This is a genomic window from Xanthomonas sp. WHRI 7065 (assembly GCF_040203115.2).
Taxonomy (GTDB): domain Bacteria; phylum Pseudomonadota; class Gammaproteobacteria; order Xanthomonadales; family Xanthomonadaceae; genus Xanthomonas; species Xanthomonas arboricola.
On sequence record NZ_CP168194.1, the window covers coordinates 4,740,686 to 4,767,266 of the forward strand.

The window sequence follows — 26,581 nt, forward strand, 5'->3', positions numbered from 1 at the left end:
CGCCACCACGCTGGATCGATCGCCATCGGCCATGCCCGTCCCACGACCTGCGCCTGCGGCGCGGCATGGCCGACACCGCGTGCTGCAGCGACGTGCGCGTGAGCATCCATGCGCGCACCACACCCCACGTGGGCACCTGCAGGTTCCGCGCACCGGGTGGGTCCGTCTTTCGCGCGCGTGGCCGTTTACTCACCGATCCCGCCGCCTCAACAAGACCCTTGCCATGATCATCGACTGCCACGGTCACTACACCACCGCGCCCGCGGCGCACGATGCCTTCCGCAAGGCGCAGATCGCGCAGTACGACGACCCGAGCCTGCCCGCGCCGGTGTATCCATCCATCTCCGACGATGCACTGCGCGAAAGCATCGAACAGCACCAGCTGCGCCTGTTGCGCGAGCGCGGTGCCGACATGACGATTTTTTCGCCACGCGCCAGCACCATGGCGCACCATATCGGCGACGAAGCAGTCAGCCAGGTGTGGACGCGCCACTGCAACGACCTGATCGCGCGCGTGGTGCAGCTGTATCCGCAGACCTTCATCGGCGTGTGCCAGTTGCCGCAGTCGCCGGGCGTGCCGATCGCCCAGTCGATCGCCGAGCTGGAACGTTGTGTCACCGAACTCGGATTTGTCGGCTGCAATCTCAATCCCGACCCGTCCGGCGGGCACTGGAACGGCGTGCCATTGACCGATCGCGCCTGGTATCCGTTCTTCGAAAAGATGGTCGAGCTCGACGTGCCGGCGATGGTGCATGTGTCGGGCAGCTGCAACGCCAACTTCCACGCCACCGGCGCGCATTATCTCAATGCCGATACCACCGCGTTCATGCAGTTTCTCCAAGGCGATCTGTTCGCTGATTTCCCCGACTTGCGCTTCATCATCCCGCACGGCGGCGGCGCGGTGCCGTATCACTGGGGTCGCTTCCGCGGCCTGGCCGACATGCTCGGCAAGCCGCCGCTGTCCACGCATGTGATGCGCAATGTGTTCTTCGACACCTGCGTGTATCACCAGCCCGGCATTGATCTGCTGTTCGAGGTCATCGACATCGACAACATCCTGTTCGGCTCGGAGATGGTCGGTGCGGTGCGCGGCATCGACCCGCAGACCGGCCAGTATTTCGACGACACCAAGCGCTACATCGATGCCTTGGCGATTTCCGACGCCGACAAGCGCAAGGTATTCGAAGGCAATGCGCGGCGGGTGTATCCGCGCCTGGATGCACAATTGCGCGCGCGTGGGCTGTAGCTGCGCTTCCTTCTCCCATCGGGAGAAGGTGCCCCGCAGGGGTGGATGAGGGGCGCCTCGGAGAGCGGTCACCGCCTGCGATGCCAAACGCGTCGCCACGCGCCTTCAGAAGTGAAACGCCGGCTGCTTCGCCTCAAACTGCCAACGACTAACGGTGCGTGCAATCGGAAAAACGACGTCTCGCTCCCTTCTCCCATCGGGAGAAGGTGCCCCGCAGGGGCGGATGAGTGTGCGTGCGAAGCCTCTGGTACTCCAACCACTTCAAGTGGCTTCGCCCCGTACCCTCACCCCAACCCCTCTCCCGGAGGGACAGGGGAGTGCACACTGACCATTGTTGCGATCAAACCCCGCAACACTCCCCAAACGCAAACACCCGCCTTGCGGCGGGTGTTTGCCTGGATGCAGATCGGGTAATCGGTGGATTACTTGATCTTGCCTTCCTTGTACATCACGTGCTTACGCACGACCGGGTCGTATTTCATCATTTCCATCTTCCCCGGAGTGTTCTTCTTGTTCTTGTCCGTGGTGTAGAAGTGGCCGGTAGCGGCCGAGGAAATCATACGAATCTTGTCACGCTTGCCTTTTGCCATGACTGCTTACTCCTCAGACCTTTTCGCCGCGCGCACGCAGCTCTTTCAGAACGGCATCAATCCCGTTCTTGTCGATGGTGCGCAATGCATGCGCGGAGACACGGAGCTTCACCCAACGGTTCTCGCTGGCGACCCAGAAGCGGCGCTCGTGCAGGTTGGGCAGGAAGCGACGACGGGTTCTGTTGTTTGCGTGGGAGACGTTGTTACCCGTCTGCACACGCTTGCCGGACACTTGGCATACGCGGGACATTACGCACCTCGATAAATGAATTGCCACCCATAGCCTGGGGAGCGGCGGCCCCGACAGCGTCAAGCTGCCACGCAACGTTGGGAATCAAGAACTTACGCTGGGAACAAGCCGGCAACCCCATCGCGCTGGGTGCCGCCATCCGGAGCGATCCGGGCACAGCGAGCCGCGCATTATGCACGGCTTTCCTATGTGCCGCAAGCACTTAGCCCGCACGGCCGTGTCCTGCCCGCTCGCGGTGCAGCCAGCGGTACAGCACCGGCAGCACCAACAGGGTCAGCAAGGTGGACGAGACGATGCCGCCGATCACCACCGTGGCCAGCGGGCGCTGCACCTCGGCCCCGGCGCCGACATTGAAGGCCATCGGCACAAAGCCCAGTGCGGCCACCAGCGCCGTCATCAGCACCGGGCGCAGACGGCTCAGCGCGCCTTCGCGCAAGGCCTGCTCCAGCGACATGCCCTCGGCCCGCAGGCTGCGCACGAACGCGATCATCACCAAACCGTTGAGCACCGCCACACCGGACAGCGCGATAAAGCCGACACCGGCGGAGATCGACAATGCCAGGCCGCGCAGCGCCAGCGCCACCACACCACCGGTCAGCGCCAGCGGCACGCCGCTGAACACCACCAGCGCATCGCGCAGCGAACCGAACGACCAGTACAGCAGCGCGAAGATCAGCAGCAAGGTGCCCGGCACCACCCAGGCCAGGCGCTGGCCGGCGGAGATCAGTTGCTCGAAGGTTCCGCCATAGCCGATCCAGTAACCGGTGGGCAGCGCGACCTCGGCCTGCACGCGCTGCTGCACCTCGGCGACGAATCCGCCCAGGTCGCGGTCGCGCACATTGGCGGTGATCACGATGCGGCGCTTGCCGTCTTCGCGATTGATCTGGTTGGGCCCGAGCACGGTTTCGACCTTTGCGACCTCGCGCAGCGGCACCGTGGTCGGTTCGCCACTGCGCCAGCCGGCCGCGCGACTGGACTCGTCGACATCGGCGCGCTCGCCATCGCCACGCAGCGGGATCGGCAGATCGGCCAGCGCCGTCGGGTCCTGCCGCAGGCCTTCGGGCAGGCGCACCACGATGTCGAACCGGCGGTCGCCTTCAAACAATTGCCCGGCCGCCTGCCCGCCCACTGCGGCCGCTACGGTGTCCTGCACCACACCGGGATTGAGCCCGTAGCCGGCCAGTGCGACGCGATCGGGCACCACCGCCAGCATCGGCAGGCCGGTGGCCTGCTCCAGGCTCACGTCGGCCGCACCCGGCACCGTGCTGGCGACTTCCTGCACGCGCTGCCCCAGCTTGACCAGCGTGTTCAGGTCATCGCCGTAGACCTTGATCGCCACATCCGCACGCACGCCGGAAATCAGCTCGTTCATGCGCATCTGGATCGGCTGGGTGAACTCGTAGTTGTTGCCGGGCAGCTGCTTCACCGCTTCCTCGATCTCGGCCACCAACTGCGCCTTGGGTTTGCGCGGGTCCGGCCACCGCGCGCGCGGATGCATGATCAAGAACGTATCGGCCACCGACGGCGGCATCGGATCGGTCGCCACTTCGGCAGTCCCGAGCTTGCCGAACACATGCGCCACCTCCGGAAACTGCTTGATGCGTTTTTCCAGCGTGGACTGCATGGTGATGGCCTGTTCCAGGCTGGTGCCGGGAATGCGCAAGGCGTGCAGCGCGATGTCGCCCTCGTCCAGGTTCGGGATGAACTCGCTGCCCAGGCGCGTGGCCAACACCGCGCACAGCGCCACCGCCGCCACCGCACCGAGACCGACCCAGCGGCCGTGACGCAGCGCGCGATCCAGCAAGGGCGCATACACGCCGCGCGCCCAGCGCATCGCGCGGTTCTCGTGCTCGGCCACCTTGCCGCCGAGCAACAAGGCGATCGCTGCGGGGACAAAAGTGAGCGACAGCAGCATCGCACCGCTCAGCGCCAGCACCACGGTGATCGCCATCGGATGGAACATCTTGCCCTCGATGCCGGTGAGCGCGAATACCGGCAGATACACCGCCGTGATGATGCCCAGGCCGAACAGGCTGGGCCGGATCACCTCTGCCGTGGCTTCGGCGGTCAGTTCGAAACGCTCGTCGCGCTCGAGCACCCGACCCAGGCGCAATTGCGCCTGGCCGAAGCGGCGCAGGCAGTTCTCCACGATGATCACCGCGCCATCGACGATCAAACCGAAATCCAGCGCCCCCAGACTCATCAGGTTGCCGGACACGCCACCGCGCACCATGCCGGTGAGGGTGAACAACATCGCCAGCGGAATCACCGCCGCGGTGATCAGGGCCGCACGCACATTGCCCAGCAGCAGGAACAGCACCACGATCACCAGCAACGCGCCTTCGATCAGGTTCTTGGCGACGGTGACGATGGTGCGGTCCACCAGCGCGGTGCGATCGTAGACCGGCACCGCCTGCACACCGGCCGGCAAGCTGGCATTGGCCACTTCCAGCCGCTGCGCGGCGGCCTGCGCCACGGTGCGGCTATTGGCGCCAACCAGCATGAACACCGTGCCGAGCACCACTTCGGTGCCGTCCTGGGTGGCCGCCCCGGTACGCAGCTCGCGCCCCTCGCCGACCTGCGCCACATCGCGCACCCGGATCGGCACGCCTTGGCGCCGATCCAGCACGATCGCCCCGATCTGCGCGATATCGTCCACCTGCCCCGGCACCCGCACCAGGAACTGCTGGCCGTTGCGTTCGATATAGCCGGCGCCGATGTTGCGGTTGTTCGCCTCCACCGCGCGCGCCACATCGTCCAGCGTGAAACCCAGGGCGACCAGGCGTGCCGGATCCGGGGTGATGTGGATCTGCCGCGCATAGCCGCCGATGGTATTGACCTCGGTGACGCCGGGCACATTGCGCAACTGCGGGCGCACCACCCAGTCCTGCAGGGTGCGTAGATCGGTGGCTGTCCACGCACTGCCATCGGGTTTGCGCGCATTCGGTTTGGCTTCGACCGTGTACATGAAGATCTCGCCCAGGCCGGTCGCGATCGGCCCCAGCTGCGGCTCCAGGTCGGCCGGCAGTTGCGACTTGACCTGCTGCAGCCGCTCGGCCACCTGTTGCCGCGCAAAATACAGGTCCGTGCCATCGGCAAAGACTGCCGTCACCTGCGACAAGCCGTAGCGCGACAACGAGCGCGTGGACTCCAGGCCGGGCAAGCCCGCCAGCACCGTCTCCAGCGGAAACGTCACCCGCTGCTCCGACTCCAGCGGCGAGTACCCCGGCGCGGCCGTGTTGACCTGCACCTGCACATTGGTGATGTCCGGGGTGGCATCGATCGGCAGGCGCGAAAAACTCCACGCCCCGATCGCAATCAACACCGCCGTCAACGCCAGCATCAACCACCGCTGCGCGATCGCGAACCGAATGATGTTAGTGAGCATGACGCGCACCTCCACGCACACGCGGCGCAACGGCGTGCGCAGCCACGCCGATCAGTGCGTAAGTACGCACGCACGACGCCGGCACAATCGCAGCGGGCTGCCGTCGGCCAGCGGCACTGCAGCCAGGATCCCGACCCTCGCCGCTATCGCGATCGCCCCCGACGCATCTAACCTTTGCCGCGCAGATTCTCACGCTGTTGCTGGCGTGATCGCCTGCGCCGTGAGTGCGTGGATGACGTAAAAAACGTTTCACCGAAGAATGGACGAACTGGTCGCAAGCACGCGCTTGCGGTCGAGGCAGACGCAAACCGGAAGCGCAGCGATCAATGATCATGCGACGCCCCCGACTTCTCGATATCGGCCTTCACCAGATAACTCTGCTCCACCACCACCGCGTCACCCGCGGTCAGACCCGACACCACCTGCACCTGCTGCGCATCGCGCGCGCCCAGTGTCACCGGCCGCACCTCGTACACATCTCCCACCCGCACGAACACCACCTCCCAGTCGCGAAACTGCTGCAAGGCCCCCACCGGCACCACCATCGCCGCCGGCTGCTGCGCCACCGTCACCCGCGCCTTCACCGCCGAGCCCGGCCGCCATAAGCCATCGCTGTTGCGCAACACCGCGCGCGCCACCGTGCTCTGACTCGCGGTGGCTGTGCCCGGCAACACGCGCTCCAATGTGGTCTGCGCCACCACGCCATCGCTGATGCGGGTCACCGTCACCGGTGCGCCGGCGGTGATGTGCCCGGCATCGGCACCGAAGATGTGCAGATCCACCCACAGGCTCGACAGGTCGGCAATCTCGAACAACGCCTGGCCTTCGCTGGCGTTGCTGCCCAGGCTGGCGCTGCGGGCGAGCACGGTGCCGCTGATCGGCGCGCTGACCGAATACGTGGTCAGGCTCAGGTTGCTCTCCACCGTGGCCAGCACCTGGCCGGCGCGCACCTGGTCGCCGACGTTGACGCGCAGGCTGCGCACCGGCCCGGGGAAGCGGGCGGTGGCCTGCGCCTGCGCACCTTCTGCCGGCGTCAGCAGGCCTTGTACTTCGTGCTGGTCGGCGATGCTGCCGGGACCGACCTGCGCGACCCGGATGCCGGCGTCCTGCGCAATCTTCGCTGCGATGGTGGTGCGCCCTTCATAGCTGGGATAGGCCCAGCGATGCGACTTACCCTGCACGGTGGCGCGTACATCCACATCGAACGAATGCGGCTCGCCTACCGTGCTGTCGGCCAACAGGCTGCCATCGTCACGGGCGCGCAATCGATGCACTTCGTTGACGCCGCCAAGCCGGGTCAAACGCACTTCGACACTGCCGGCGCCGGGCGGCAACGGCTTGCCGTCGCGATACAGCCACGCTTGATACGTCGGCGGCGTGCCGTCTTCGGCAATCGCCAGCTCAACGCTGTCGCCGCCCTGTTCGAGCAAGCGCCCGCCGTGCGCGCCTTTTTCGGCTTCCTCGCCATGTGCGTCGGCTTCACCTTCGGCACCGGGCGTTGCGTGGTCATGGGCTTCTTCGCTGTTGCCGCTGTTGCCGCTGTTGCCGCCGCAGCCGCTCAGCAGCAGCGCCAGCACAAGCGGCACAATCAAAAAACTTTTCATTGAAATTGGTCCTGGTTGGCGCCGACGCAGTGCGTCGGGCGAACGAACGAAGATGGTCTGTGCTGGATCCGCGGTAGGCGCGGTAGGCGCGAGCAGCGCTTGGCGGCTGCTGGATGCCGATGCGGTTGCAAGCGCCGAGGCCGATAACGACGCAGCGGCTCCAGGCGGACGCAGGCAGGCAGGGCGAAAATGCGCGGCGGAGGTAGCGCTCATGGCCCCACCTGCGCAGTGCTGTCGGCCACGAACGGCTGCCCGGTCAGGCGCTGGATTTCGATCAATGCGGTCTGCGCTTCCAATGCGGCGGCCAGTTGCTGCTGGCGTGCATCGCTGCGCTGTGCCTGCAGCTGCGCCCAGTCCAGATAACTGGTGGCGCCGGCGCGGTACGCGCGCTCGGCGGCGGCATCGGCGCGCGCAAGTGCGGGCAGCACATCGCTGCGCATGCGCGCCACTTCCAGCTGCGCGGCGCGGTAGCGGCCATGCGCGTCGGCCAGCGTGGTGTAGAGCGTCAGTGCCTGCGATTGGCGTTCGATGTCCAGCAACGACAGCTCCGCTTCGGCGGCGCGGATCTCCGGTTGCGCACGCGCGGCGCTGCCCAAGGCCAGCGAAACGCTGCCGAGCAGCGCGGTGGCATCGTTGGCTTCGAGCCGGCGCACGCCCACCTGCCAGTCCAGATCCGGACGCGCCTGGCTGCGTGCCAGCTGCACCCGTGCCTCGCGCACGCGCTGCTCACCGTTCAAGCGCGCCAGTTCGGGGGTGGCATCGAGCAGCTGCGCCAGCACCTCGAATTCGGGAATCGCCAGCAGCTGCAATGGGTCGCCAGTGACATCGCCGAAGTCCGGCGTGCGCTGCCCCCACAACACCGCCAGCTGGCGGCGTGCGGCCAGCAGTTCCTGCTGGGCGCGATCGCGCTCCAGTTCCGCGCGCGCCTGCAGGGCCTGGGCGGTCAGCAGCACCGATTCGGGCGATGCGCCGGCCTGCAGCCGCTGGCGCGCGGCACTGACGGTGCGTTGGCGCTGGGCCAGGGTTTCCAGCGCGGCCGCATGCCGTTGCGCGGCCATGCCGATGGCCAGATAGCGCCGGGCGACTTCGGCCAGCACGTCCAGGCGCGCCAGCGCCCGCTGCGGGGCAAGTGCGTCGATGCGCGCCTGGGCCAGGGTGCGGCGCGCGTCCAGCTTGCCGCCCCGTTCCAGCACGCCGGCCAGGGTGACGGTGAGTTCGGCCTGGTCCAGCGCGCGGGTCGGGCCGCTGCCGAACACGTTTTCCAGTTCGGCGCCGATGCGCAACGGCGGACGCAACGCGTCGCGCTCGGCGTCGGCGGTGAGGACCGCGCGCTGACCATCGGCCAGACGCAGGTCGGGGTGCTGCCGGGCGACGCGCGCGATGGCGTCGTCCAGGGTCAGCACGGGTTTGGGCGGTACGTCCTGCGCCATGGCGCACGGCACGACCGCGAAGACGGCAAGCGCCGTCAGTCGCAACCACATGAGGGTGTCTCCGGAATCGGGATCGATGGACAGGCCGGCAGCCGCCGGCGATGCATCAGGCCGCGATCGGGGGACGCAATCCGGTCTCGCTCAGGTGCGAGCGGTAGTACGCGAGCACGGCCACGGGCTGGGCCTGCGTGTGCGTGGACAACGGCAGCCAGGCCAGCGCCGGCAAGACGGCCGGATTCTGGCCGTGGCAGTAGCCGCTATGCATCAGGGCGTGCATCAGGCCGGCCCCATCGCGCTCGCCGGCATCGCCTTCGTCGGCGCCGTCATGACCATGCGGCGCGGTGTCTTCCAGGTGCATCTGGTCGTGCGCCAGCGCATGCACATCGCCCAGAGCGCAGGCCACCGGTGCGACCAGCACGCCCATGGCCAGCACCGCCAGCGCCATCAGGCGCAGCAAGGGGTGCAACAGGCGGGCGCGACGCAGCAGCATGGGCGCAGCGTATCGGGGCCGGGGCAGTTACACAATCGCATGCACGGCCGAGCTACGTTCAAAGCGCAGGGCAAAAGCCGTGGTGCGTCGAGGGCGCGATGCCCTCACCGCTCGCGGGACACGCCGTGAATCCGTCCGTGGAGGCTCCTTGGCGGCATCCATGCCGCCAAGGGTCCCGCAATCGGCGAGGACACCGCACCAGGGAGTTGGTCGGTAGCTTAGCGAAACCTGCTTGCCGATCATCTGGCGTTGGCAACCGACCGGATGTGCCGTAGTCCAACCACCCCATGTCATGCGCTGCTTGTAACCACGCACACCGACCATCCCGACGGATCCTTGCCCGCCCACCGTCGCGGGACCTTACGCGGCATGGATGCCGCGTAAGAGCCTACATGGACGTACTTGCGGCGTGTCCCGCGATGGTGGGCGGGCAAGGACCCTGCAGCCAAGCCAAAGACCAGACGCTCTGCAGTAGTCCTGTCAGCCGCTCCAGATGCCTCCGGGCATCACGGCGCCGCGTTGCGGGCCGGTTTGGCGTCGGCCGGGCGCGCCTTGCTCTCGGCGATGAAGGCGCGCACCTGCTGCTCCAGCACCGTCAAGGTGACCGAGCCCTGCTTCAGCACCGCGTCGTGGAAGGCCTTGATGTCGAAGCGGTCGCCCAGTTCCTGTTCGGCCTCGGCACGCAGCTTGACGATGCTGATCTCGCCCAGCTTGTAGCTCAGCGCCTGGCCGGGCCAGGAGATGTAGCGGTCCACCTCGGTGGTGACCTCGTGCTCGCTCAGCGCGGTGCGCTCGCGCAGGTAGGCCAGCGCCTGCTCGCGGCTCCAGCCGTCGTGGTGCACGCCGGTGTCGATCACCAGCCGGCAGGCGCGCCACATCTCATAAGTGAGCCGGCCGAATTCCTCGTACGGGGTCTCGTAGATGCCCATCTCCTGGCCGAGCTTTTCGGTGTACAGCGCCCAGCCTTCGCCGTAGGCGGAGATATAGTTTTCGCGGCGGAACGCCGGCTGGTCGCCCTGCTCCAGCGCCAGCGAGCCCTGCAGCGAATGCCCGGGCGAGGACTCGTGCAGGGTCAGCGCGGGCAGGTTGTACAACGGCCGCGACGGCAGGTTGTAGGTATTGACCCAGTAGGTGGTGGCGCCGCCGCGGCCGGCGGTCCAGAACGGGGCGATATCGTCCGGCACCGGCTTGATGGTGAAGCGCCCGCGCGGCAGCGTGCCGATGAACCTGCCGACCTGCCCGTCCACCCGCTTGGAAATCCACGCGGCGCGATCGAGCAGTTCCTGCGGAGTCTTGGCGTAGAACTGCGGGTCGGTGCGCAGGAAGCTCAGGAACTGCGCGAAGCTACCCTTGAAACCGACCTGCTGGATGATCGCGTCCATTTGCGCCTGGATGCGCGCCACCTCGTCCAGGCCGATCTTGTGGATCTGCTCCGGAGTCAGGTCCAGCGTGGTGTATTCGCGGATCTGCTGGCGATAGAACGCCTTGCCGTCGGGCAGCGCTTCGGCCGCCAGCGTGGTGCGCGCCTTGGGCATGTACTCGTCGCGGAAAAAGCTCAGCAGCTTGCTGTAGGCCGGCAGCACTGCATTGCTCAGCGCGGCCTTGGCCTGTTCGCGCAACTGTGCCTGTTCGGCAGCGGGGATCTGCGCCGGCAGCTGCTTGAACGGCGCGTAGAAGCTGGACGCGGTGGGATCCTTGACATCGGCCACGGTGGCGATGGAAACGTCGCGGCCATCCAGCACCGCGCGCGGCACGCTGAACCCGCGCGCCAGGCCGGCGCGCATGTTGGCGGTCTGCTGGTCGAAGTAGCGCGGCACGTCGTTGAGGCGCGCGATGTAGGCGCGGTACTCGGCAGCGGTCTTCATCGGCCGCTGCGCCATGAAGCCGAGGTTGGACCAGAACGAGCTGTCCGAATTGAACGGCATCTCGTACAGGCGCAGGCGCACCTCGGCGGCGAGGTTTTCCACCTGCGGGCGGTAGATGGCGTAGTTGACCTGGTTGGCGGGCGAGAGCTGTTTCGGGTCGATGCCGTCGAGCTGCTTGAGCACGCCGTCCCATACCGCCAGGCGCGCCTGCTGCGCGGCCGGGCCGACATCGGGCAGATGGGTGTTGTCGCCGGTGGTGTCGCTGTCTTCGTCGGCCTGGCCGGTCTCGGCCTGGCGCCAGCTCCACTCTTTTTCGTAGATGGCGCGGAAGCGCGCATCGGCGGGGCGCTCGGCGGTCAGCGTGGCGGGCGCCGCTGGTGCCGGTGCGGCGGCCTGCGCCGAGGTGGCGGCGAAGCTTGCGCCCAGCAGGGCGAGCGAAAGTGCGGCGGCGAGAGGAGATGTCACGTGCGGGCGGCCTGCGTTCGGATCGAACGTTCGATCATGGCAGCCCGGGCGGCAGCTGCCATGGGCCGGAAGTCCCAGCGCGGGGATTGGGGATTGGGGGTTGCAGAGTGAATGCGCGCGACCGGACAGGCCGGCCGCTTCAGCCTGCCTTGCGCACCACCACCAGATGCCGCTCGCCGTCCAGGCCGGGCACCTGCAGCGGATGCACCTCGCCCACCGTCCAGCCGGCGGGCAGCGCGGCGATCTCGTCGTGCGGGTAGATCCCCTTCATCGCCAGCAGGCTGCCGCCCGGGCGCAGCAGGTGGCCGCCGACGTCAATGATGCCGGCCAGCGTGTCCAGCGCCCGCGCGGTGAGATGGTCGTAGGCGGCCGGCTCGTCCAGCGCCTCGGCGCGCGATTCCGCCACGCGCGCGTTGCCCAGCGCCAGCTGGCGCAGCGCCTCACGCATGAAGCGGGCCTTCTTGCCGTTGCTTTCCACCAGGGTCACCTGCAGCTGCGGGCGGGTGATCGCCAGCGGGATGCCGGGCAGGCCGGGGCCGGTGCCCAGATCGGCCAGCGTGCCGCTGGCGATGTAGGGCTGCATGGCCAGCGAATCGAGCAGATGGCGGGTGACCATCTCGCGCGGGTCGCGTACGGCGGTGAGGTTGTAGGTCTTGTTCCAACGCACCAGCAGCGTCAGATAGCGCAACAACGGCGCGGCGAAGGCCGCATCCAGGGATTGGGCCTGCAGGCCGTTGGCCAGCGCAGCGGCTACATCGGGGGGAAGTGCGGCATCGTTCATGCCGCGATTATCGCAGCTGGCTGGCGTGCAGGTACGTGCGTGACGCGCATGGTAGCGGCGCGTGGGCCGCAAGCCGACGTACGTGAACCTGCCCAGCACAAGGTCCAGGCCTGCGATGCCGCAAGACCTGCCACCCACGACAGCCGCCGCTGCACCGGCGTATGGACATCGCTGTGGGCAGGGGTCACCCGCCGCAGTGGCGCACCCGTATCCGTATCCGCCATCGGCAGCCGATGACGCACGCAAGCCTGCGCCAGCAGCGACACCACTGCCGCTGCCATTGAACGGACATCCGCCCGTCGCACTATGGTCGCGTTCGCCAGATCGCCTGTATGCCCATGTCTTTGATTGACCCGTCGTCCGCTTCGCCCCTGCCCGGCCCCGGCAACGCAGCTGCCACCGTGGATCATGGCCGGCGCCGTCTTCTCGTCGCTGGCGCCGGGCTGGCGGCCGCCGGACTGCTCAGCCCGTTCGCGCGTGCCAGCAGCAGCCCGGACCCGTTCACCCTGGGCGTGGCCGCGGGCGATCCGCTGGCCGACGGCTTTGTCATCTGGACCCGGCTAGCACCGCGCCCGCTGGAGCCGGATGGACGCGGCGGGCTGACCGCTCCGGTACAGGTGCGCTGGCAGGTGGCCAGCGACCCGGGCATGCGCCGCATCGTGCGCCAGGGTCAGGCCGTTGCCAGCCCGGCCTGGGGCCATGCGGTGCATGTGGAGGTCGCCGGCCTGGCCGCCGATCGCCCGTACTGGTACTGCTTCCAGGCGCTGGGCGCGCGCAGCCCTATCGGCAGCGCGCGCACCTTGCCGGCGCCGCACCAGTTGCCGGATGCCGCACGGCTGGGCTTTGTGTCCTGCTCGCACTGGGAGCTGGGCTATTTCAGCGCCTACCGCCACCTGGCCGCCGAACAGCCGGACCTGGTGTTCTTCCTCGGCGATTACATCTACGAATACAGCAACCACGGCGAGGCAGCGCAGAAGATCGTGCGCCCGCATGGCAGCGGCGAATGCCTGGATCTGGCCGGCTACCGCAACCGCTATGCGCTGTACCGCACCGACCCCGATCTGCAGGCGCTGCACGCCGGCAGCGCCTGCGTGGCGACCTGGGACGACCACGAGGTGCAGAACGATTACGCCAACCGCTGGTCGCAGGACCCGTCGATTGCAGTCGACACGTTCCTGGCCCGGCGCGCGGCCGCCTACCGTGCCTTTTACGAACACTTCCCGCTACGCGCACGCAATCGCCCGCATGGCGCCGACATGCGCATCTACCGCTCGCTGGACTACGGCCAGCTGGCGCGCTTCTACGTGCTCGACGGGCGCCAGTACCGCAGCGAACAACCCTGCCCGCAGGCCAACGGCTGGCGCGGCGGGCATGTGGTGGACGACAGCTGCCGCGAACGCACCGACCCACGCCGCAGCATGCTCGGCTGGGAACAGGAGCGCTGGCTGCATGGCGCCTTCGCACAATCGCCCGCGCGCTGGAACGTGATCGCGCAGGATCTATTGGTGGCACCGATGAACCAGCACGGCCGCGACGGCGTGCTCGGGCACTGGACCGACGGCTGGGACGGCTACCCGGCCACGCGCACCCGCATGCTCGATGCGATCGCCACCACGCGACTGCGCAACCCGGTGTTCTGGGGCGGCGACATCCACTCGTACTGGGTCACCGATCTGAAGGCCGATCCGGCCAACCCGGACTCGCCGACGCTGGCCACCGAATTCGTCGGCACCTCGATCACCTCCGACGGCCAGAGCAACGCCGAGCTGCACCAGACCATGGCGCTCAATCCGCACGTGCACTACGCCGAAGGCGAAACCCGCGGCTATGTCTCGGTGACGCTGACACCGGGCCGAATGGACACGCGCCTGCAAGGCATCTCCGACCGCCGCGACCGCCAGGCCACGGTCTCGACGTTGAAGCGCTTTGTGGTCGAAGACGGCAAGGCCGGTGCGGTGGAGGCGTGAGCCTGCGCTGCGCTGCCGCGGGTGGTGGCGACCTCCTGCCTCACCATCCACCACAACTTGCCTTTGCCGATCTCCACGACCGTGGCAGCACGCGTGGACCGCCCTGCCACTGCCTTGCCGCGCAGAGCTTGCGGTGCGTGCTGCGCAACGCGGTGACTGCATCCATCCCCACAGGCCGGGCGCGTCGTGCAGCGCAATGGACACGCGCCGGTAAGAAGGCGGCGCTATATCTGGGCGCCGCTGCCAGACGTTCGAGGATGCCATGACCGCCTCCGATCCCGCCCGCCGCCGCGTGTTGCAAGGGTTGGGTGCCGGCCTGTTGTTGCCGGCCACCGCCGGTTGGTCCACGCGCAGTCTGGCTGCGCCGTCCGGGCGGCCGCTGATCACCGATGGGGTGCAGAGCGGCGATGTCGTGGATGGCCGGGCGTTGCTGTGGAGCCGCTGCGATCGGCCGGCGCGACTGCGGGTGGAATGGGATACGCGCCCGAGCCTGCGTCAGGCGCGTCGCGTGGATGGGCCGGTGGCTTCGCCAGCGCACGATTTCACTGCGCGGGTGGATCTGGGTGCATTGCCGCGCGATCAGGACATCTTCTACCGGGTGCGCTTCGAAGATGCCGACAACGGCGTCTTGAGCGCGCCGGTGCACGGCCATCTGCGCAGTGCGCCGCAGGCGCGTGGCGATGTACGCTTTGTCTGGAGTGGCGACACCGTCGGCCAGGGCTTCGGCATCAATCCGGACATCTGCGGCATGCGCATCTACAGCGCGATGCGCGAGCGCAACCCGGATTTCTTCCTGCACAGCGGCGACACCATCTATGCCGACGGCCCGATCCCGGCCGAGCTGATCGTGGAAGAAGGCAAACGCTGGCGCAACCTCACCACCGCGGCCAAGAGCAAGGTGGCCGAAACGCTGGACGAATTCCGCGGCAACTACCGCTACAACCTGCTCGATGAGCATGTGCGCCGCTTCAATGCCGAGGTGGCGCAGCTCTGGCAATGGGACGACCACGAAACCACCAACAACTGGTCGCCCGGCAAGCAGCTGGACGAGCGCTATCAGGTGCGCGATATCGGGGTGCTCGCTGGTCGTGCGCGTCAGGCATTTCTGGAATACGCACCGATGCGCGGCGTGCATGCCGATGGCAACGGACGCATCTACCGCAAGATCAGTTATGGCCCGCTGCTGGATGTATTCGTGCTGGACATGCGCAGCTATCGCGGTGCCAACAGCGACAACCTGCAGCCGCAACCGGGCGCGGACGCGGCCTTTCTGGGTCCGCAGCAACTGGCCTGGCTGCAGCGCGAACTGGCCGGCTCGCGCGCGCAATGGAAGGTGATCGCCGCCGACATGCCGATCGGCCTGCAGGTGCCCGATGGGCAGGACGCCGCAGGCCGCGCGCGCTGGGAGGCGATCGCCAATGGCGATCCGGGCGTGCCGCGCGGACGCGAACAGGAGATCGCCACGCTGCTGCGTTTCATCAGCACAGCGCGCATTCGCAACACGCTGTGGCTGACTGCCGATGTGCATTATTGCGCGGCGCATTACTACCACCCGGATCGGGCGGCGTTTCAGCAGTTCGAGCCGTTCTGGGAGTTCGTGGCCGGCCCGCTCAATGCCGGCAGCTTCGGCCCGAATGCGCTCGATGCCACCTTCGGCCCGACGGTGATCTTCCAGAAAGCACCGCCGGCGCCCAACCTGTCGCCACTGGCAGGATTTCAGTTCTTTGGCGAAGTGGAGATCGATGCACGCACCGGCGTGCTGACGGTGACCTTGCGCAATCTGGATGGGGTGGCGCAGTTCCGTCAGCCGATTTTGCCGCACGCTGCGACGCGGCCGGAACATGCCTGAGACGTCGGTCGGGCCAGCAACGCAAGCATCCATGTCAGGTACGTGCTGCATCACGGTCCAGGACGCAGCGCGCGCTTGCGCAGCCACGGAGTGAAGCGACCGCCTAGCCTATGCGGCCGGCAACGGGTAGAACGCCAGCGCAGCGCGGCAGTCCGGTGCGGCCCACCATTCGTGTAACTGCCAATGCGTGGCCTGGCCGAGCGCGGGGTCGCACCACTGCAACTGCAATGCGCCGTCGGGTGCCACTGCGTAGGCGAGCCGATGCAGGCCAAACGACAGGCCATGCCCGTACGCCTTGAGCAGCGCTTCCTTGGCGCACCACAGGCGGAAAAACAGCGCCTGTTGCGCGTCCGGCTGCAGGCCGGCAAGCAATGCGATTTCGTCGGCATGGAAAAATCGCTGCGCGATTTCCAGCAGACGCGGGCGCGCGCGGATGCGTTCCAGATCCACGCCCAGCCGCACGCCCTGCCCCAGGCCGACCAGCAGATAGTCGCCGCTATGGCTCCAGCCGGTGTCCCGGTCCGGCAAGGCTGGCTGCAGCGACGGCCGCCCGCGCTCGTCACGCCGCAGCGGCACCTGGGCGGGTTGCAGCGCCAGGGCCTGGCCCAGCAACTCGCGCGCCTGCGGTTCGCCACGCTCGCCATGCCGGTGCGGACGCAGCCACAGCTGCACCGGGCCGATGTGCCAGCTTGCGTGCGCTGTCACGCTGCGTGCACCAAGCACAACAGCCGCATGCGCATGTGACCGCGCTCGACAGTCACTTCACGCCGGCCTGCGTTGAATGGCGCCCATGCACTACTTCCGGTGCAATCGCATGAGGAGTTCGGCAACATGGGCATCATCATCTGGTTGATCGTCGGCGGCATCGTGGGTTGGCTGGCCAGCATCATCATGCGTCGCGATGCGCAGCAAGGCATCATTCTCAATATCGTGGTCGGCATCGTCGGCGCGCTGATTGCCGGGTTCCTGTTCGGTGGCGGCATCAATCAGGCCATCACGCTGTGGACCTTCGTGTGGTCGCTGGTGGGTGCGGTGATCCTGCTGGCGATCGTCAATCTGTTCACCCGTGGACGCGTGCGCTAAGCACACATCCACTGATGGAACACTCAACGCCCGGGCTTGCCCGGGCGTTGTCGTTTCAGCCATCGACCGGAGCACGATCCAGCGGATGGTGCACCCCATCTTCCACCGGCACGGCGATGTTCAACGCATAGGGATTGACGCCCTCCAGGCAGCCGACGTTGTAGCCGTACTCGTTGGGATTGGAGCGCCGCCGGTGATGCGTGTAGATGCCGCACACGCCGCAGAAATAATGCGCCGCCGCATGCGTGTTGAACTGATACAGCCGCAGCACATCCTCGCCCTGCCGCACGTGCAGGCCATCCAGCGTCACCGAGGCGACGATGGCACCACGGCGGCGGCACATCGAGCAGTCGCAACGGCGCGGATCGAGCAGGCCATGCGGCAGATCCAGATCGATCTGCACCGCGCCGCAGTGGCAACTCAGCCGATGCACCTGCCCCAGGGTGACCTCACCGACCTTGTGCGTGCTACGCCGCAGATGCCGCTCGCTCATGCGCCCGCCTCGGCCAGGCGCACCCAGGCGGGTGCATGGTCGCTGGGGCGCTCCCAGGTGCGCGGTTCGCGGTCGATGCCCGCTTCCACCGCGCGTACGCGCAAGGCCTCCGAGACCAGGGTCAGATCGATGCGCAGGCCCAGATTGCGGCGGAACCCGGCCTGGCGGTAATCCCACCAGCTGAACTGCTCGGCGTCTTCATAATGCAGCCGGAACGCATCGTGCAGGCCCAGCGCCAGCAGCTGTTCCAGCGCGGCGCGCTCGGCGGTGGAGGTGAGGATGTGGTGCTCGTTCCACACTGCCGGGTCATGCACATCGCGCGCATCCGGGGCGATGTTGAAGTCGCCCAGCACCACCAGCTGCGGGTACTTGTGCAGCTCCTGCGCGAGCCAGTCGTGCACCGCGGCCAGCCAGCGCAGCTTGTAGGCGTACTTGTCGGTGCCCACGTCCTGGCCGTTGACCACATACAGGTTGACAATGCGCACGCCGTCGACGGTGGCGGCGATCACGCGCTGCTGCACGTCGTCGAAACCGGGGATGCCCATCTGCACGTCCAGCGCCGGCGAGCGCGACAGGATCGCCACGCCGTTGTAGGTCTTCTGCCCGCAGAACACGCTGCGATAGCCGGCAGCGGCCAGCGCCGCATCCGGAAACTTGTGGTCTTCCAGCTTGGTTTCCTGGATGCCGACCACGTCGGGCGCGAACGTGCCCAGCCACTGTTGCAGGTGCGGCAGGCGCACGTTGAGCGAGTTGACGTTCCAGGAGGCAATCTTCATGGCGTGGCGCGGACCGTGGTTCAAACCACCAATGGTACCGCGCCGCCGGAGTGTGCTCAGGGCCGCGGGGCGATGCGCACGCCGAGCTGGTTGGCGACCGGGCGCTCTCGCCCCGGGATGCCGGTGTGGATGGGGCGATTGAGGGCGCGCACGCGGCCGTCCACGCGCGCGGCCAGGGTGCTGGAGCCGCCGCCGTCCAGGTTGATGGCGGATGTGGCGCCGAGTTGCTGCAGCACTGCGGTCAGCGCGTCCAGGCTGATGCCGGCGCTATAGCCGGGCTGGCGGCCATCGGCGACCACCATCCACAGCTTCCTGCGCGCGCGATCCAGGCCCAGCGCGCTGCGTGGCTCGGGGCCGTCGTAGTACTCGGCGCGGCTGGCCTCGCGTGGCTGGCGCCTGCCGTCGAGCAGCAGCAGCGGGCCGGCCCCCACACCCAGACGGGTGCCGGACGGGCAACTGCCGCGCACGATGCCGACCGCATTGCGCGTGCTCACGCACAACGCCGCGTTGACGCGTGCATCGCTGGTGGCAGCGGCCGAATCGAGATGGCCAGCGTCGATCGCCAGACCTTCGGCAGTGACGCCCTGCCCTGCGGCGGGCACGAATGCCTTGTCGAACAGATGCCCGCCGTCGAACGGCAGGAAGTAATCGGCATTGATCGCCAGGGCCAGCTCGCCGTCGCGTACGAACGCGGTGGTGGGGTTGGCCAGGAACTCGCCACCGCCGCTGCGCTCGCCGCGCGTGCCGACCAGCTGCAGCCCGGGTGTGGCGAGATCGACTTCGGCGATATGCAGCATCACCGGTTGTGGCTCACGCACGGCCTGCCGCCAGTAGCGGATGCCCGGCGCCAGCGTGATCGGCGCGCCGGGCGCCGGCACCGGCTGCACCAGCGGCTCGATGCTGACGCGCGCGCGGGCATGGGCCTGATCCAGCGCGGCCAGCACCGCGTCGATGCGTGCCGGTGGCGTGCGCAGCAGCAGCCGCTGGGTGGGCGCGGTTTGCAACACCTGCGCCAGGCCGGCGCAGCGCGCGCCGCTGCACGCATTGGCATCGACGCCGACGCGTGCCGGGCCATCGGCATCGTCTGGCACCTGCAAGGCGATGCGATTGTGTTCGGCCGTTTTGCAGCGGCTCACCGCGGCCAGCACATCGTCTGGCCACTGGCCCCAGCAGTCGCCGCTGAGCAGGGTCTCCATCGGCACGAAGGGCGCATCGGTTGGCGGCATTGCAGCATCGTCGGCCGTGGCGCTGCCGGCCAGCGTTGCCAGCAGTACAAGCACTGCATGCAATAGCGCCGATGCGGCGCGGCGATCAGAACGCATAGTCCACTCCCAGGTAGTAGGCACGGCCGTTGTCGAGCTGCTCGCGCAGCAGTTGCTGGTCGGCGCCGATCACGCGGGTGAGCCGCGCATTGCTGAGATTGCGGCCCTGGACGGTCAGGCGCAGTTGCTTGCTGAAACTCCACGCCAGCTGCGCGTCGTAACTGGTGATCGCATCGTAATAGCGGTCGTTGACGCGGTTGTCGGTGGCGGCGGACAGCAGCTGCTGGCCGGTGTAGTTGGCGCTGACGCGCGCACTGAACCGGCCGATGTCGTACAGCAGCGAGGCATTGACGCTGCGCTTGGGCGATTCCATCAGGCCGGGCAACGCGCGGCGCGTGCCGTCGGCCATCTGCACGTCGGCGGTGCGCGGGTCGAGCAGGGTCGCATTGAACATCGCGCCCAGGTTGGACCAGGCGCCGGGCAGGAAATCGAAGCGCGTGTCGATGGCGGTCAATTCGATGCCCTGCACCTGCGCAGCACCGGTGTTGATCGCCTGGGTGGTGGTGATCTGGTAGCTGCCGACCAGGCCGCCGGGGTCGCGCTGGGTATCGGTGCTGGTCAGGCGCACGATTTCATCACCGATGCGCTTGTGGAACAGCGCCAGCGACAGCTGCGAATCGCGGTCCGGATACCATTCCAGCGACAGGTCCAGATTGTCCGCGCGGCGCGGGCGCAGCAGCGGATTGGCGATGCTGCGGTTGATGGTCAAGCCGGTGACATCCACCACCGGGCTGCTGTTCTGGCCGATGTCGGCATAGGTGGGCAAGCCAATGGTGCGGCTGCCGGCCATGCGCAGTTTCAACGCCGGGGTGATGTCCCAGGCAACGTTGGCCGAGGGCAGCAGGAAACGGCGATCGCTGTCGGCCGATTGCTGCAGGTAGTTGCTGGTGCTGTTCAAGGGCTGCGGCACCGCGCTGCGTACGGCGCGCTGCAGGTATTCGTTGCGCAGGCCGACCGTGGCCAGCGTGCGCTCGCCATGCCAGGTACCCATGAGATAGGCGGCGCCGTTGCGCTCGTCGATGCCAAAGTCGCTGATCGCGCTGTTGCGTGCATTGGTGTTGGCCAGCACATAGGCGCCTGGCGAAGCAGCGGCGAAGGCGGCGACCCTGGCCGGGTCGACCAGCAGCAGGCAGCTGAAATCGGCATACGGGCAGAGGCGTGCGTCATCGGTGCCGATCGTCGCCAGACTCACCCGGCCGGCTGGATTGCGGCGTACTTCATCGAGGTTGTAGCGCTGCTGCAGGTCGCGGTATTGCAGCCCGGTCCGCATGCCCCAACCGCGCGCATCGGTATCGGCGTTCTGGCTGTAGTCCAGCTTGAATGTTGTCGTGTCGGTGCTGCTCTTTTCCACGCGGGTCAGAAAATACTGCTGCGTGTAGTTGGCCGCATTGGCGTAATACGCCGGGTCGTTCAAGGCGATGCGCGGGCGCGCAGCATCGCCGAGCGCATACGCAAAGCCCAGCCGCGCGGAAGCCGCGGCGCTGAACACATCCTCGCGGGTGTCCTGCTGATACTTGCCGGTGGCGCGGTTGAGCACGACATCCACGTGGCCTTCCGGGTTGAGCCGGAAGCTGCCGCCCAGTTGCGCGTAGCGCAGTGTGCGGGTCTGATCGAAGTGGTTGGCATCCACCTGCGCGCTACCCTGCGCATAGCGGCCACGGTCGCCATCGATGATCGTGGCATTGCCGACGCGGTTGATCCATTGCGAGCGCCGCTGCTCGTCGTTGCTGTGCTCGAAGGTGCCGGCACTGAAAGCCAGTTTCAGGTCCTGGCCATCGTCATATTCCAGCTTGCCGAACATGCTGCGGCGCTGGCGCAGGTTGTCGTAACTGAGCGGGCGGAAACGGTCCGGTGCGATCGCAAGGCCGTCCGGATCCAGACCGGGGGTGAGGTTCTGGCGCACGCCATTGGCGTAATAGCTGTAGCTGTCGATGGCGGTATTGAGCGAGGAGGAATCGCGCCGGAAGTAATCGGCCGACAGCACCACGCCGAAGCGCTGGTCCGGCCCGAAGGTGTCGCTGAAGCTGCCCTGCACCTGCCCGGACGGCGTGCTGCCCTGCAGATGCCGGCGGTTTTCCCAATCGGCCAGGTTGGCGCGCACCGTGGCAAAGCGGCCGTCGTGATCGAAGGCACTGCGCGTGCGCAGCGCGGCGATGCCGCCGATGGCATTGCTGTCCATGTCGGCGTTGAAGGTCTTGTAGATATCCACCTGCTGCGCCAGCGAGGCGGGAATCACGTCCAGCGATTGCACGCGCCGGCTGGTCTCGGTGGACGGTAGCGCCACGCCATCGATCAGCACGTTGTTGTAGTCCGGATTGAAGCCGCGCAGGCTCATGAACTGCGCCTCGCCGCGGCCGTTGTTGACCACCATCGACACACCCGGCACCCGCTGCAGCGCCTCGCCCAGGCCGAAGTCCGGGATCGAGCCAATATCGTCGGCAGCCACGCCGTCGGACACCACGGCCGCCTCGCGCTTGGCGCCGATCGCCTGGCGGATCGACAGGTGCTGGCCGGAGACCTGCACCGCATCCAGCTGCACCGGGGCGGTGTCGCTGGCGGGCGCGGCAACCGCGGGCTCGGCGGCATGGGCGCCCAGGCTGGCGCTCACGCACAGGGCCAGCAGGCAGCGGCGGGGACATGGACGGGTGCACAAACGTGACATGGGATGACCGGAGATGGCAGAGGTCGCCAATTTAATAACTTACTGTGAATTAATTATTTCAGTCGGACCGGGTAAGCTAACGCCTCCCCCGTGCCACCGCTCGCCATGCCGTCCACTGCCACCGTCGCATTGCCGCCGCATTCGCCGAACTTTCCCAGCCTGAGCCGCAACGAGCGCGACATGCTCGACCGCCTGCGCCTGGCCGGCGTGCTCACCCGCGCCGACCTCAGCCGCGGCACCGGGCTGACCGTGCAGACCGCGGTGCGCCTGATCGAAGGCCTGCAGGCGCGCGGCATGGTCCACATGGGCAGCGGCGTGGCACGCGCCGGGCGCGGCAAGCCGGGGGTGGCGGTGTCGTTGAATCCGGCGCACGGCCACACCTTGGGCGTCTCCATCGCCACCGACGCGCTGAGCCTGGCGCTGGTGGACTTCGCCGGCCAGGTGCTGGCGGTCAGCGAGCTGCCGCTGGATGCGCGCAGTGCCGACGCGGTGTTGCTGCAGCTGCAGGCCGGCGACGCGGCGCTGCTGGCAGGCCTGGACCACGCGGTGGGGCCGCGGCTGGGGATCGGGTTGGCGATGAGCGGGTTTTTTACCGGCGAGGACGGGCGCATCAATCCGCCCGAGCCGCTGCGCGCGCTTGGCGAGTTCGCCCTGGCACCGTGGCTGGCGCAGGCCTGCGCGCAGCCGGTGTGGATGGACAATGACGGCAGCGTGGCCGCCGCCGGCGAAGCGATGCTGGGCGTGGGCCGTCGACATCGCGACTTTGCCTACCTCTACCTCAGCTACGGGTTCGGCGGTGGCCTGGTCATCGACGGCCAGGTCATGCGCGGTGCGCGTGGCAATGCCGGTGAATTCGCCGGCATGCTGCCGGCGCAGAAGCTCGAACGCGCCACGCTGGAACTGCTGCGCGAACTGCTGGCCGACGATGGCGTGGTGTTTGCCGACGTGCGCAACCTGCTGGCCGCCTACGACCCGACCTGGCCGGCGATCGAGCGCTGGATCGCGCGCAGCGCGCCGGGAGTGTCGTTGATCGTCTCGGCGATCACTGCGGTGTGCGACCCGGAAGCGATCGTGTTCGGCGGCCGTCTGCCGGCCAATCTGGCCCGGCGCCTGATCGCCGCCGTGCAGATCGACAACCTGCCGCGTCGCGGTCAGGCCAGGCCGATGCCGTTACTGCTGCCGGCCGAAGCACCGGCCGATGCCTGCGCGATCGGTGCAGCGACGTTGCCGCTGCAGGCGCGGTATTTCCGTTGATTGCTGGCGCGATGCGTGCTGCGTCATCGGACGCGGGCGAGCGCAGCGCGCCATTGGCGATGCTTCAGCACGAGACCGCGTAGCGGCAGCAACGCCGTCAGCAACCGGGCACGATGCGCAGACGATGCAGCGACAACCGCAGGCCTGCTTCACTCCTGTTGGCCAGCGCCCTGACCCGCACAGCAGTGCGCGTGCAGTTCGCGGGCCAGTGCAACCACCTGCTGTTCGGTGTGCGCATCCATGTCGTCGAACATCGCTTCGCCACGTAGCGGTTGTGTGGCCGGCAAGGGATGCCCGAACGGTTGCTCGGCGACCAGCCGCCAGGCGTCGCCGTACAGCGGTTCGGCGGTACCGGGCAGCGGCGAGGACAGCAGTTGATCGAGCACCGGCATGGCGGCACGATGACCACGCATGGCCAAGTCTTCTAGCGCCGCAAGCACCTGGTCTGCCTCGGCATGATCGGAAGCAGACGGCGGCGCGAACAGGCCGTCTGCCGCCGCAGGCGCCTGACGCTCCAGCACGGCGCTTGCCCGCCGATGCAGCAGCTCGATCTGCGCATCCACATTGCCGGCGGCGGCCGACTGACGCAGCAGTTGATCCACCTGTGCGTATTCGCCGGCCCCGACGTGACGGCATGCCGCGCGCTGCAGCGCCTGCGGGTCCAACCGGTTTCCGGCGCCGGCCGTCGCAGCGTCGCCGAGTCGGTCGATATCGTCCAGTTCGATCCCATCGCGCATGGGCTGCGACGTCTCGGCGATCAATGCGCAGCGCGCATACCGTTGCGCACGCGCGTAGCCGGCCGCAGCGCTGTTGCCCGATGCAATCGCCACAGTAGCGTGCGAACCCCCACCTGCAGCGGATGTCGCCTGCGCTGGGGTGTCGGTGTGCATCGGCGCCGGTGGCGAAGGCGCACCACAGCCGCACAGCGCAGCGACCCATGCCAATCCGAGCCAGCGTGCATGCGTGGCACGATGCGCGATCATTGCAGGGCCTGACGGGCGCGGTTGTCGGCAGGCTGCGCTGCATGGCCCGCCGCAGCGGCAGCGTCCAACCGAGCCGAACGCGCCTGCACCAGCTGCGCGATGGCGCGGTCACGTGCTTCTTCACGTAGCTGCGCCTCGATCATGGCGCCGACGTTGTCCAGGGTCGCAACGTGTTTTTCCTCCAGCCGGATCAGGTGATACCCACCCGGCCCACGCACCGGCGGTGAGACCTGACCGGGCGTCAACGCACGCACCGCCGCCTCGAACGGTTTGGCCAGATACAGGCCGAACATCGACGACAGCTGGCCGCCCTCGTGCGCAGTGGCCGCATCGTCGGAGTCGGTGCTGGCCAGCTGGCCGAAATCCGCTCCGGCGTCCACGCGGCGACGCAGTTCCTGCGCGCGTACCAGTGCCTGCGCCTGACTCAATGGATGCCCGGCACGCGCACCGCTGTCGGGCTGCTCTGCGATAAAGAGATGGCTGAGCCGGAACTCGTCGAAATCGCCGGGCCGCTCAGCAAAGCGCTGCGCGATCTGGGCCTGGGTGATCGTCGCATCCAGCAACAGGCGATTGCGTTCGGCCTGCGCCAGCACCGTGTCCGGATCGGGATCGGCGCGCACCATGGCCGCTAGCTGCGGGTCGTCGGCAAGCCCATCTGCTTTGGCACGTTCGACCAGCACCTCGCGCTCGATCTGCGAGGCAGCGCGGTCCTGGCCCGGGTGCGAATCCTGCCCGACCGGCGCAGCATCGCCTGCGGAGACTGCGCCGGCCGACAGAGGCAGCAGCGCAGCGAGCAGACAGGTAACAGTCGTCGTTGCGCCCAGCAGCCAACGCAAACCAATCTTCCTGCTTGCCGACGTCATTGAAACCACTCCAGCATCTGACATGAGGTTTCCTTCAAAGAGTCGCATCGCGGCGATCGAACGCCATGCGGTGCCCGGTGCAGGGTCGAGCCTCCACACCGGGACACCTCTCATACGGTCAGCCTGTTACGGCGCGTAATGCGATACGCGTCGGCCGTTGGTCTTGAGCACGCGCATGGTGGTCTTCGGGTCGTCGGTGGTGATCAGCCCGAAGCGCTGCGACATCAGGAAGCCGATATCTCCGCGATGGTCGGCGGTATCGGCATTTCCCTGGTAAGCCGGCGCGAATTTTTCCGCCAGCGTGTAACAGCACGAGCCGTTGTTGTTGTAGAACTTGCCGGCCACCGGACCATCGGGAATGGCCTGGAACACGCCGATGCGCTTGCCTTCTGCGCGTGCCGCATTCTTCTGGCCTTGCAGCAGGCCATCGTCCTGCTTGACGTTGATCTCCAGCGTATGTGCATAGCTCTGCCACTCGACCCGGCTGGCCGGCACGTCGATGCTCGACAGCATGTTGGTGGTGTAGACCGGGATGGCGTGCACGTACCGGGAATTGCCGACAAATGCGGCCGGATGCGGGAACAGCGTGGCATTGACCTTCATCGCCACCACCTGCTCGGGATGGTTGGGGAATGCGCGCAATGCAGCGGTATGCACGGCACGTACGCCATCGGCCGTCTTGACGTCGAAGATCAACGGCAGCTGCATGTTGTTGTTCTTCCAGTACGCGAACAGCTCGTCCAGGCTGTAGACCTGCCAACCGGTGACGGTGCTGCGGTCGGGCGTGAGCAGATGCAGCCTCTTGATCGTGGCCAGCGGCAGGCTGCTGACGGTCGGGTTGGCGCCCTGATTGGTTGCCGGGTTGTACTTTCCACCGCCCACCACTGCATACACGTCGGTGGTGCGGCCGAGATTGAAATCGTGCATCAGTATCGGCATGCCGTCCTGGGTGATCTTGACGTCCAGCTCCACACCGTCCATGCACTGAACGTCGGCGGTGAGCACGGCGCGGCTGGAATTTTCCGGAAGCGCTGCATCGCCGGAATATTTTCCCCACAGGCCGCGATGGGCCAGGACCAGGGTGTCGGCGGTGAATGTGTCGTTGAGGATTTCGGCCATTTTGTGGGCGGTGTTGCCGCACGATGCCGCAGCGAGTTGCGGCATTGCAGCCAGCACGGCCAGTGCGCCAAGCAGGCGGCAGGCGCGGGCAAGCGGAGGTG

At 67.5% G+C, this 26,581-nt stretch carries 21 protein-coding genes; 5 read left to right on the top strand and 16 right to left on the bottom strand.

The window, feature by feature from the left end:
* Positions 1–223 precede the first annotated feature (223 nt).
* Entirely contained in the window at positions 224–1,246 is a 1,023-nt protein-coding gene (locus ABQY64_RS19775) for an amidohydrolase family protein (RefSeq protein WP_184616029.1), read from the top strand.
* Between the two features lie 422 nt (positions 1,247–1,668).
* Here the strand turns inward: ABQY64_RS19775 and rpmG are convergent, their stop codons facing one another.
* The 8 genes from rpmG to rsmG form a co-directional block, all read right to left on the bottom strand.
* Complete coding sequence (gene rpmG / locus ABQY64_RS19780) at positions 1,669–1,836, bottom strand: 50S ribosomal protein L33 (protein ID WP_002809462.1); 168 nt, start codon at positions 1,834–1,836, stop codon at positions 1,669–1,671.
* Between the two features lie 13 nt (positions 1,837–1,849).
* On the bottom strand, positions 1,850–2,086 hold the full coding sequence (rpmB, locus tag ABQY64_RS19785; RefSeq protein ID WP_002809459.1) for a 50S ribosomal protein L28: 237 nt from the start codon (positions 2,084–2,086) through the stop codon (positions 1,850–1,852).
* 202 nt (positions 2,087–2,288) lie between these two features.
* The gene (locus ABQY64_RS19790; protein ID WP_349780291.1) at positions 2,289–5,474 is read right to left on the bottom strand and encodes a CusA/CzcA family heavy metal efflux RND transporter; all 3,186 of its coding nucleotides are present in this window, start codon (positions 5,472–5,474) and stop codon (positions 2,289–2,291) included.
* A gap of 323 nt (positions 5,475–5,797) precedes the next feature.
* Entirely contained in the window at positions 5,798–7,078 is a 1,281-nt protein-coding gene (locus tag ABQY64_RS19795; protein ID WP_349780290.1) for an efflux RND transporter periplasmic adaptor subunit, read from the bottom strand.
* Positions 7,079–7,287: 209 nt separating this feature from the next.
* A complete protein-coding gene (locus ABQY64_RS19800) occupies positions 7,288–8,559 on the bottom strand; it encodes a TolC family protein (protein WP_349780289.1) in 1,272 nt (423 codons plus the stop codon).
* Between the two features lie 55 nt (positions 8,560–8,614).
* On the bottom strand, positions 8,615–8,998 hold the full coding sequence (locus ABQY64_RS19805; protein WP_016902720.1) for a hypothetical protein: 384 nt from the start codon (positions 8,996–8,998) through the stop codon (positions 8,615–8,617).
* 506 nt (positions 8,999–9,504) lie between these two features.
* Positions 9,505–11,328, bottom strand: a complete 1,824-nt coding sequence (locus tag ABQY64_RS19810; RefSeq protein ID WP_349780288.1) for a DUF885 family protein — start codon at positions 11,326–11,328, stop codon at positions 9,505–9,507.
* 139 nt (positions 11,329–11,467) lie between these two features.
* Positions 11,468–12,109, bottom strand: coding sequence for a 16S rRNA (guanine(527)-N(7))-methyltransferase RsmG (gene rsmG / locus ABQY64_RS19815; protein ID WP_065049514.1), 642 nt, complete (start codon positions 12,107–12,109; stop codon positions 11,468–11,470).
* A 338-nt stretch (positions 12,110–12,447) separates the two neighbouring features.
* Here rsmG and ABQY64_RS19820 point away from each other — a divergent pair, with 338 nt between their 5' ends.
* Together ABQY64_RS19820 and ABQY64_RS19825 are read left to right on the top strand one after the other, a co-directional pair.
* Positions 12,448–14,076, top strand: a complete 1,629-nt coding sequence (locus ABQY64_RS19820; RefSeq protein ID WP_349780287.1) for an alkaline phosphatase D family protein — start codon at positions 12,448–12,450, stop codon at positions 14,074–14,076.
* A 262-nt stretch (positions 14,077–14,338) separates the two neighbouring features.
* A complete protein-coding gene (locus ABQY64_RS19825; protein WP_349780286.1) occupies positions 14,339–15,925 on the top strand; it encodes an alkaline phosphatase D family protein in 1,587 nt (528 codons plus the stop codon).
* 108 nt (positions 15,926–16,033) lie between these two features.
* Here ABQY64_RS19825 and ABQY64_RS19830 read toward each other — a convergent pair whose 3' ends face one another.
* Complete coding sequence (locus ABQY64_RS19830; RefSeq protein WP_127158526.1) at positions 16,034–16,630, bottom strand: 4'-phosphopantetheinyl transferase superfamily protein; 597 nt, start codon at positions 16,628–16,630, stop codon at positions 16,034–16,036.
* 126 nt (positions 16,631–16,756) lie between these two features.
* Between ABQY64_RS19830 and ABQY64_RS19835 the strand changes: the two genes are divergently transcribed.
* Positions 16,757–17,008: a GlsB/YeaQ/YmgE family stress response membrane protein gene (locus ABQY64_RS19835; protein WP_016901812.1), complete on the top strand. Its 252-nt coding sequence runs from the start codon at positions 16,757–16,759 to the stop codon at positions 17,006–17,008.
* Positions 17,009–17,063: 55 nt separating this feature from the next.
* On the opposite strand, the gene ABQY64_RS19840 is transcribed toward ABQY64_RS19835, so the two are convergent.
* From ABQY64_RS19840 to ABQY64_RS19855, 4 genes are read right to left on the bottom strand one after another with little or no spacing between them, the layout of a single operon-like run.
* Positions 17,064–17,501: a GFA family protein gene (locus ABQY64_RS19840; protein ID WP_127158527.1), complete on the bottom strand. Its 438-nt coding sequence runs from the start codon at positions 17,499–17,501 to the stop codon at positions 17,064–17,066.
* Positions 17,498–18,277 (bottom strand): exodeoxyribonuclease III, encoded by a 780-nt coding sequence (gene xth / locus ABQY64_RS19845; protein ID WP_349780285.1) that lies wholly within the window; start codon positions 18,275–18,277, stop codon positions 17,498–17,500. Before xth ends, ABQY64_RS19840 begins: the two co-directional genes overlap by 4 nt.
* Positions 18,278–18,333: 56 nt before the next feature.
* Positions 18,334–19,599: a phosphodiester glycosidase family protein gene (locus ABQY64_RS19850; protein ID WP_039521208.1), complete on the bottom strand. Its 1,266-nt coding sequence runs from the start codon at positions 19,597–19,599 to the stop codon at positions 18,334–18,336.
* Complete coding sequence (locus ABQY64_RS19855) at positions 19,589–22,207, bottom strand: TonB-dependent receptor (RefSeq protein WP_349780284.1); 2,619 nt, start codon at positions 22,205–22,207, stop codon at positions 19,589–19,591. Before ABQY64_RS19855 ends, ABQY64_RS19850 begins: the two co-directional genes overlap by 11 nt.
* 159 nt (positions 22,208–22,366) lie before the next feature.
* Here ABQY64_RS19855 and ABQY64_RS19860 point away from each other — a divergent pair, with 159 nt between their 5' ends.
* Positions 22,367–23,515, top strand: a complete 1,149-nt coding sequence (locus ABQY64_RS19860) for an ROK family transcriptional regulator (protein ID WP_349780283.1) — start codon at positions 22,367–22,369, stop codon at positions 23,513–23,515.
* A gap of 149 nt (positions 23,516–23,664) precedes the next feature.
* Here ABQY64_RS19860 and ABQY64_RS19865 read toward each other — a convergent pair whose 3' ends face one another.
* From ABQY64_RS19865 to ABQY64_RS19875, 3 genes are all read right to left on the bottom strand, one after another.
* The gene (locus ABQY64_RS19865) at positions 23,665–24,252 is read right to left on the bottom strand and encodes a hypothetical protein (RefSeq protein ID WP_374151321.1); all 588 of its coding nucleotides are present in this window, start codon (positions 24,250–24,252) and stop codon (positions 23,665–23,667) included.
* Between the two features lie 242 nt (positions 24,253–24,494).
* Positions 24,495–25,334: a peptidylprolyl isomerase gene (locus ABQY64_RS19870; RefSeq protein ID WP_349780281.1), complete on the bottom strand. Its 840-nt coding sequence runs from the start codon at positions 25,332–25,334 to the stop codon at positions 24,495–24,497.
* Positions 25,335–25,487: 153 nt separating this feature from the next.
* A complete protein-coding gene (locus tag ABQY64_RS19875) occupies positions 25,488–26,525 on the bottom strand; it encodes a glycerophosphodiester phosphodiesterase family protein (RefSeq protein ID WP_243849993.1) in 1,038 nt (345 codons plus the stop codon).
* Between the last annotated feature and the right edge of the window lie 56 nt (positions 26,526–26,581).

What these genes read in the sequence shown, in the direction of transcription:
- ABQY64_RS19800 (WP_349780289.1), bottom strand. Translation starts at nt 8,559, where the DNA reads ATGTGGTTGCGACTGACGGCGCTTGCCGTCTTCGCGGTCGTGCCGTGC.
- ABQY64_RS19775 (WP_184616029.1), top strand. Translation starts at nt 224, where the DNA reads ATGATCATCGACTGCCACGGTCACTACACCACCGCGCCCGCGGCGCAC.
- ABQY64_RS19805 (WP_016902720.1), bottom strand. Translation starts at nt 8,998, where the DNA reads ATGCTGCTGCGTCGCGCCCGCCTGTTGCACCCCTTGCTGCGCCTGATG.
- rpmG (WP_002809462.1), bottom strand. Translation starts at nt 1,836, where the DNA reads ATGGCAAAAGGCAAGCGTGACAAGATTCGTATGATTTCCTCGGCCGCT.
- ABQY64_RS19860 (WP_349780283.1), top strand. Translation starts at nt 22,367, where the DNA reads ATGCCGTCCACTGCCACCGTCGCATTGCCGCCGCATTCGCCGAACTTT.
- ABQY64_RS19840 (WP_127158527.1), bottom strand. Translation starts at nt 17,501, where the DNA reads ATGAGCGAGCGGCATCTGCGGCGTAGCACGCACAAGGTCGGTGAGGTC.
- ABQY64_RS19790 (WP_349780291.1), bottom strand. Translation starts at nt 5,474, where the DNA reads ATGCTCACTAACATCATTCGGTTCGCGATCGCGCAGCGGTGGTTGATG.
- ABQY64_RS19875 (WP_243849993.1), bottom strand. Translation starts at nt 26,525, where the DNA reads ATGCCGCAACTCGCTGCGGCATCGTGCGGCAACACCGCCCACAAAATG.
- rsmG (WP_065049514.1), bottom strand. Translation starts at nt 12,109, where the DNA reads ATGAACGATGCCGCACTTCCCCCCGATGTAGCCGCTGCGCTGGCCAAC.
- ABQY64_RS19825 (WP_349780286.1), top strand. Translation starts at nt 14,339, where the DNA reads ATGACCGCCTCCGATCCCGCCCGCCGCCGCGTGTTGCAAGGGTTGGGT.
- ABQY64_RS19865 (WP_374151321.1), bottom strand. Translation starts at nt 24,252, where the DNA reads ATGCGCGATGGGATCGAACTGGACGATATCGACCGACTCGGCGACGCT.
- ABQY64_RS19795 (WP_349780290.1), bottom strand. Translation starts at nt 7,078, where the DNA reads ATGAAAAGTTTTTTGATTGTGCCGCTTGTGCTGGCGCTGCTGCTGAGC.
- rpmB (WP_002809459.1), bottom strand. Translation starts at nt 2,086, where the DNA reads ATGTCCCGCGTATGCCAAGTGTCCGGCAAGCGTGTGCAGACGGGTAAC.
- ABQY64_RS19835 (WP_016901812.1), top strand. Translation starts at nt 16,757, where the DNA reads ATGGGCATCATCATCTGGTTGATCGTCGGCGGCATCGTGGGTTGGCTG.
- ABQY64_RS19820 (WP_349780287.1), top strand. Translation starts at nt 12,448, where the DNA reads ATGTCTTTGATTGACCCGTCGTCCGCTTCGCCCCTGCCCGGCCCCGGC.
- xth (WP_349780285.1), bottom strand. Translation starts at nt 18,277, where the DNA reads ATGAAGATTGCCTCCTGGAACGTCAACTCGCTCAACGTGCGCCTGCCG.
- ABQY64_RS19850 (WP_039521208.1), bottom strand. Translation starts at nt 19,599, where the DNA reads ATGCGTTCTGATCGCCGCGCCGCATCGGCGCTATTGCATGCAGTGCTT.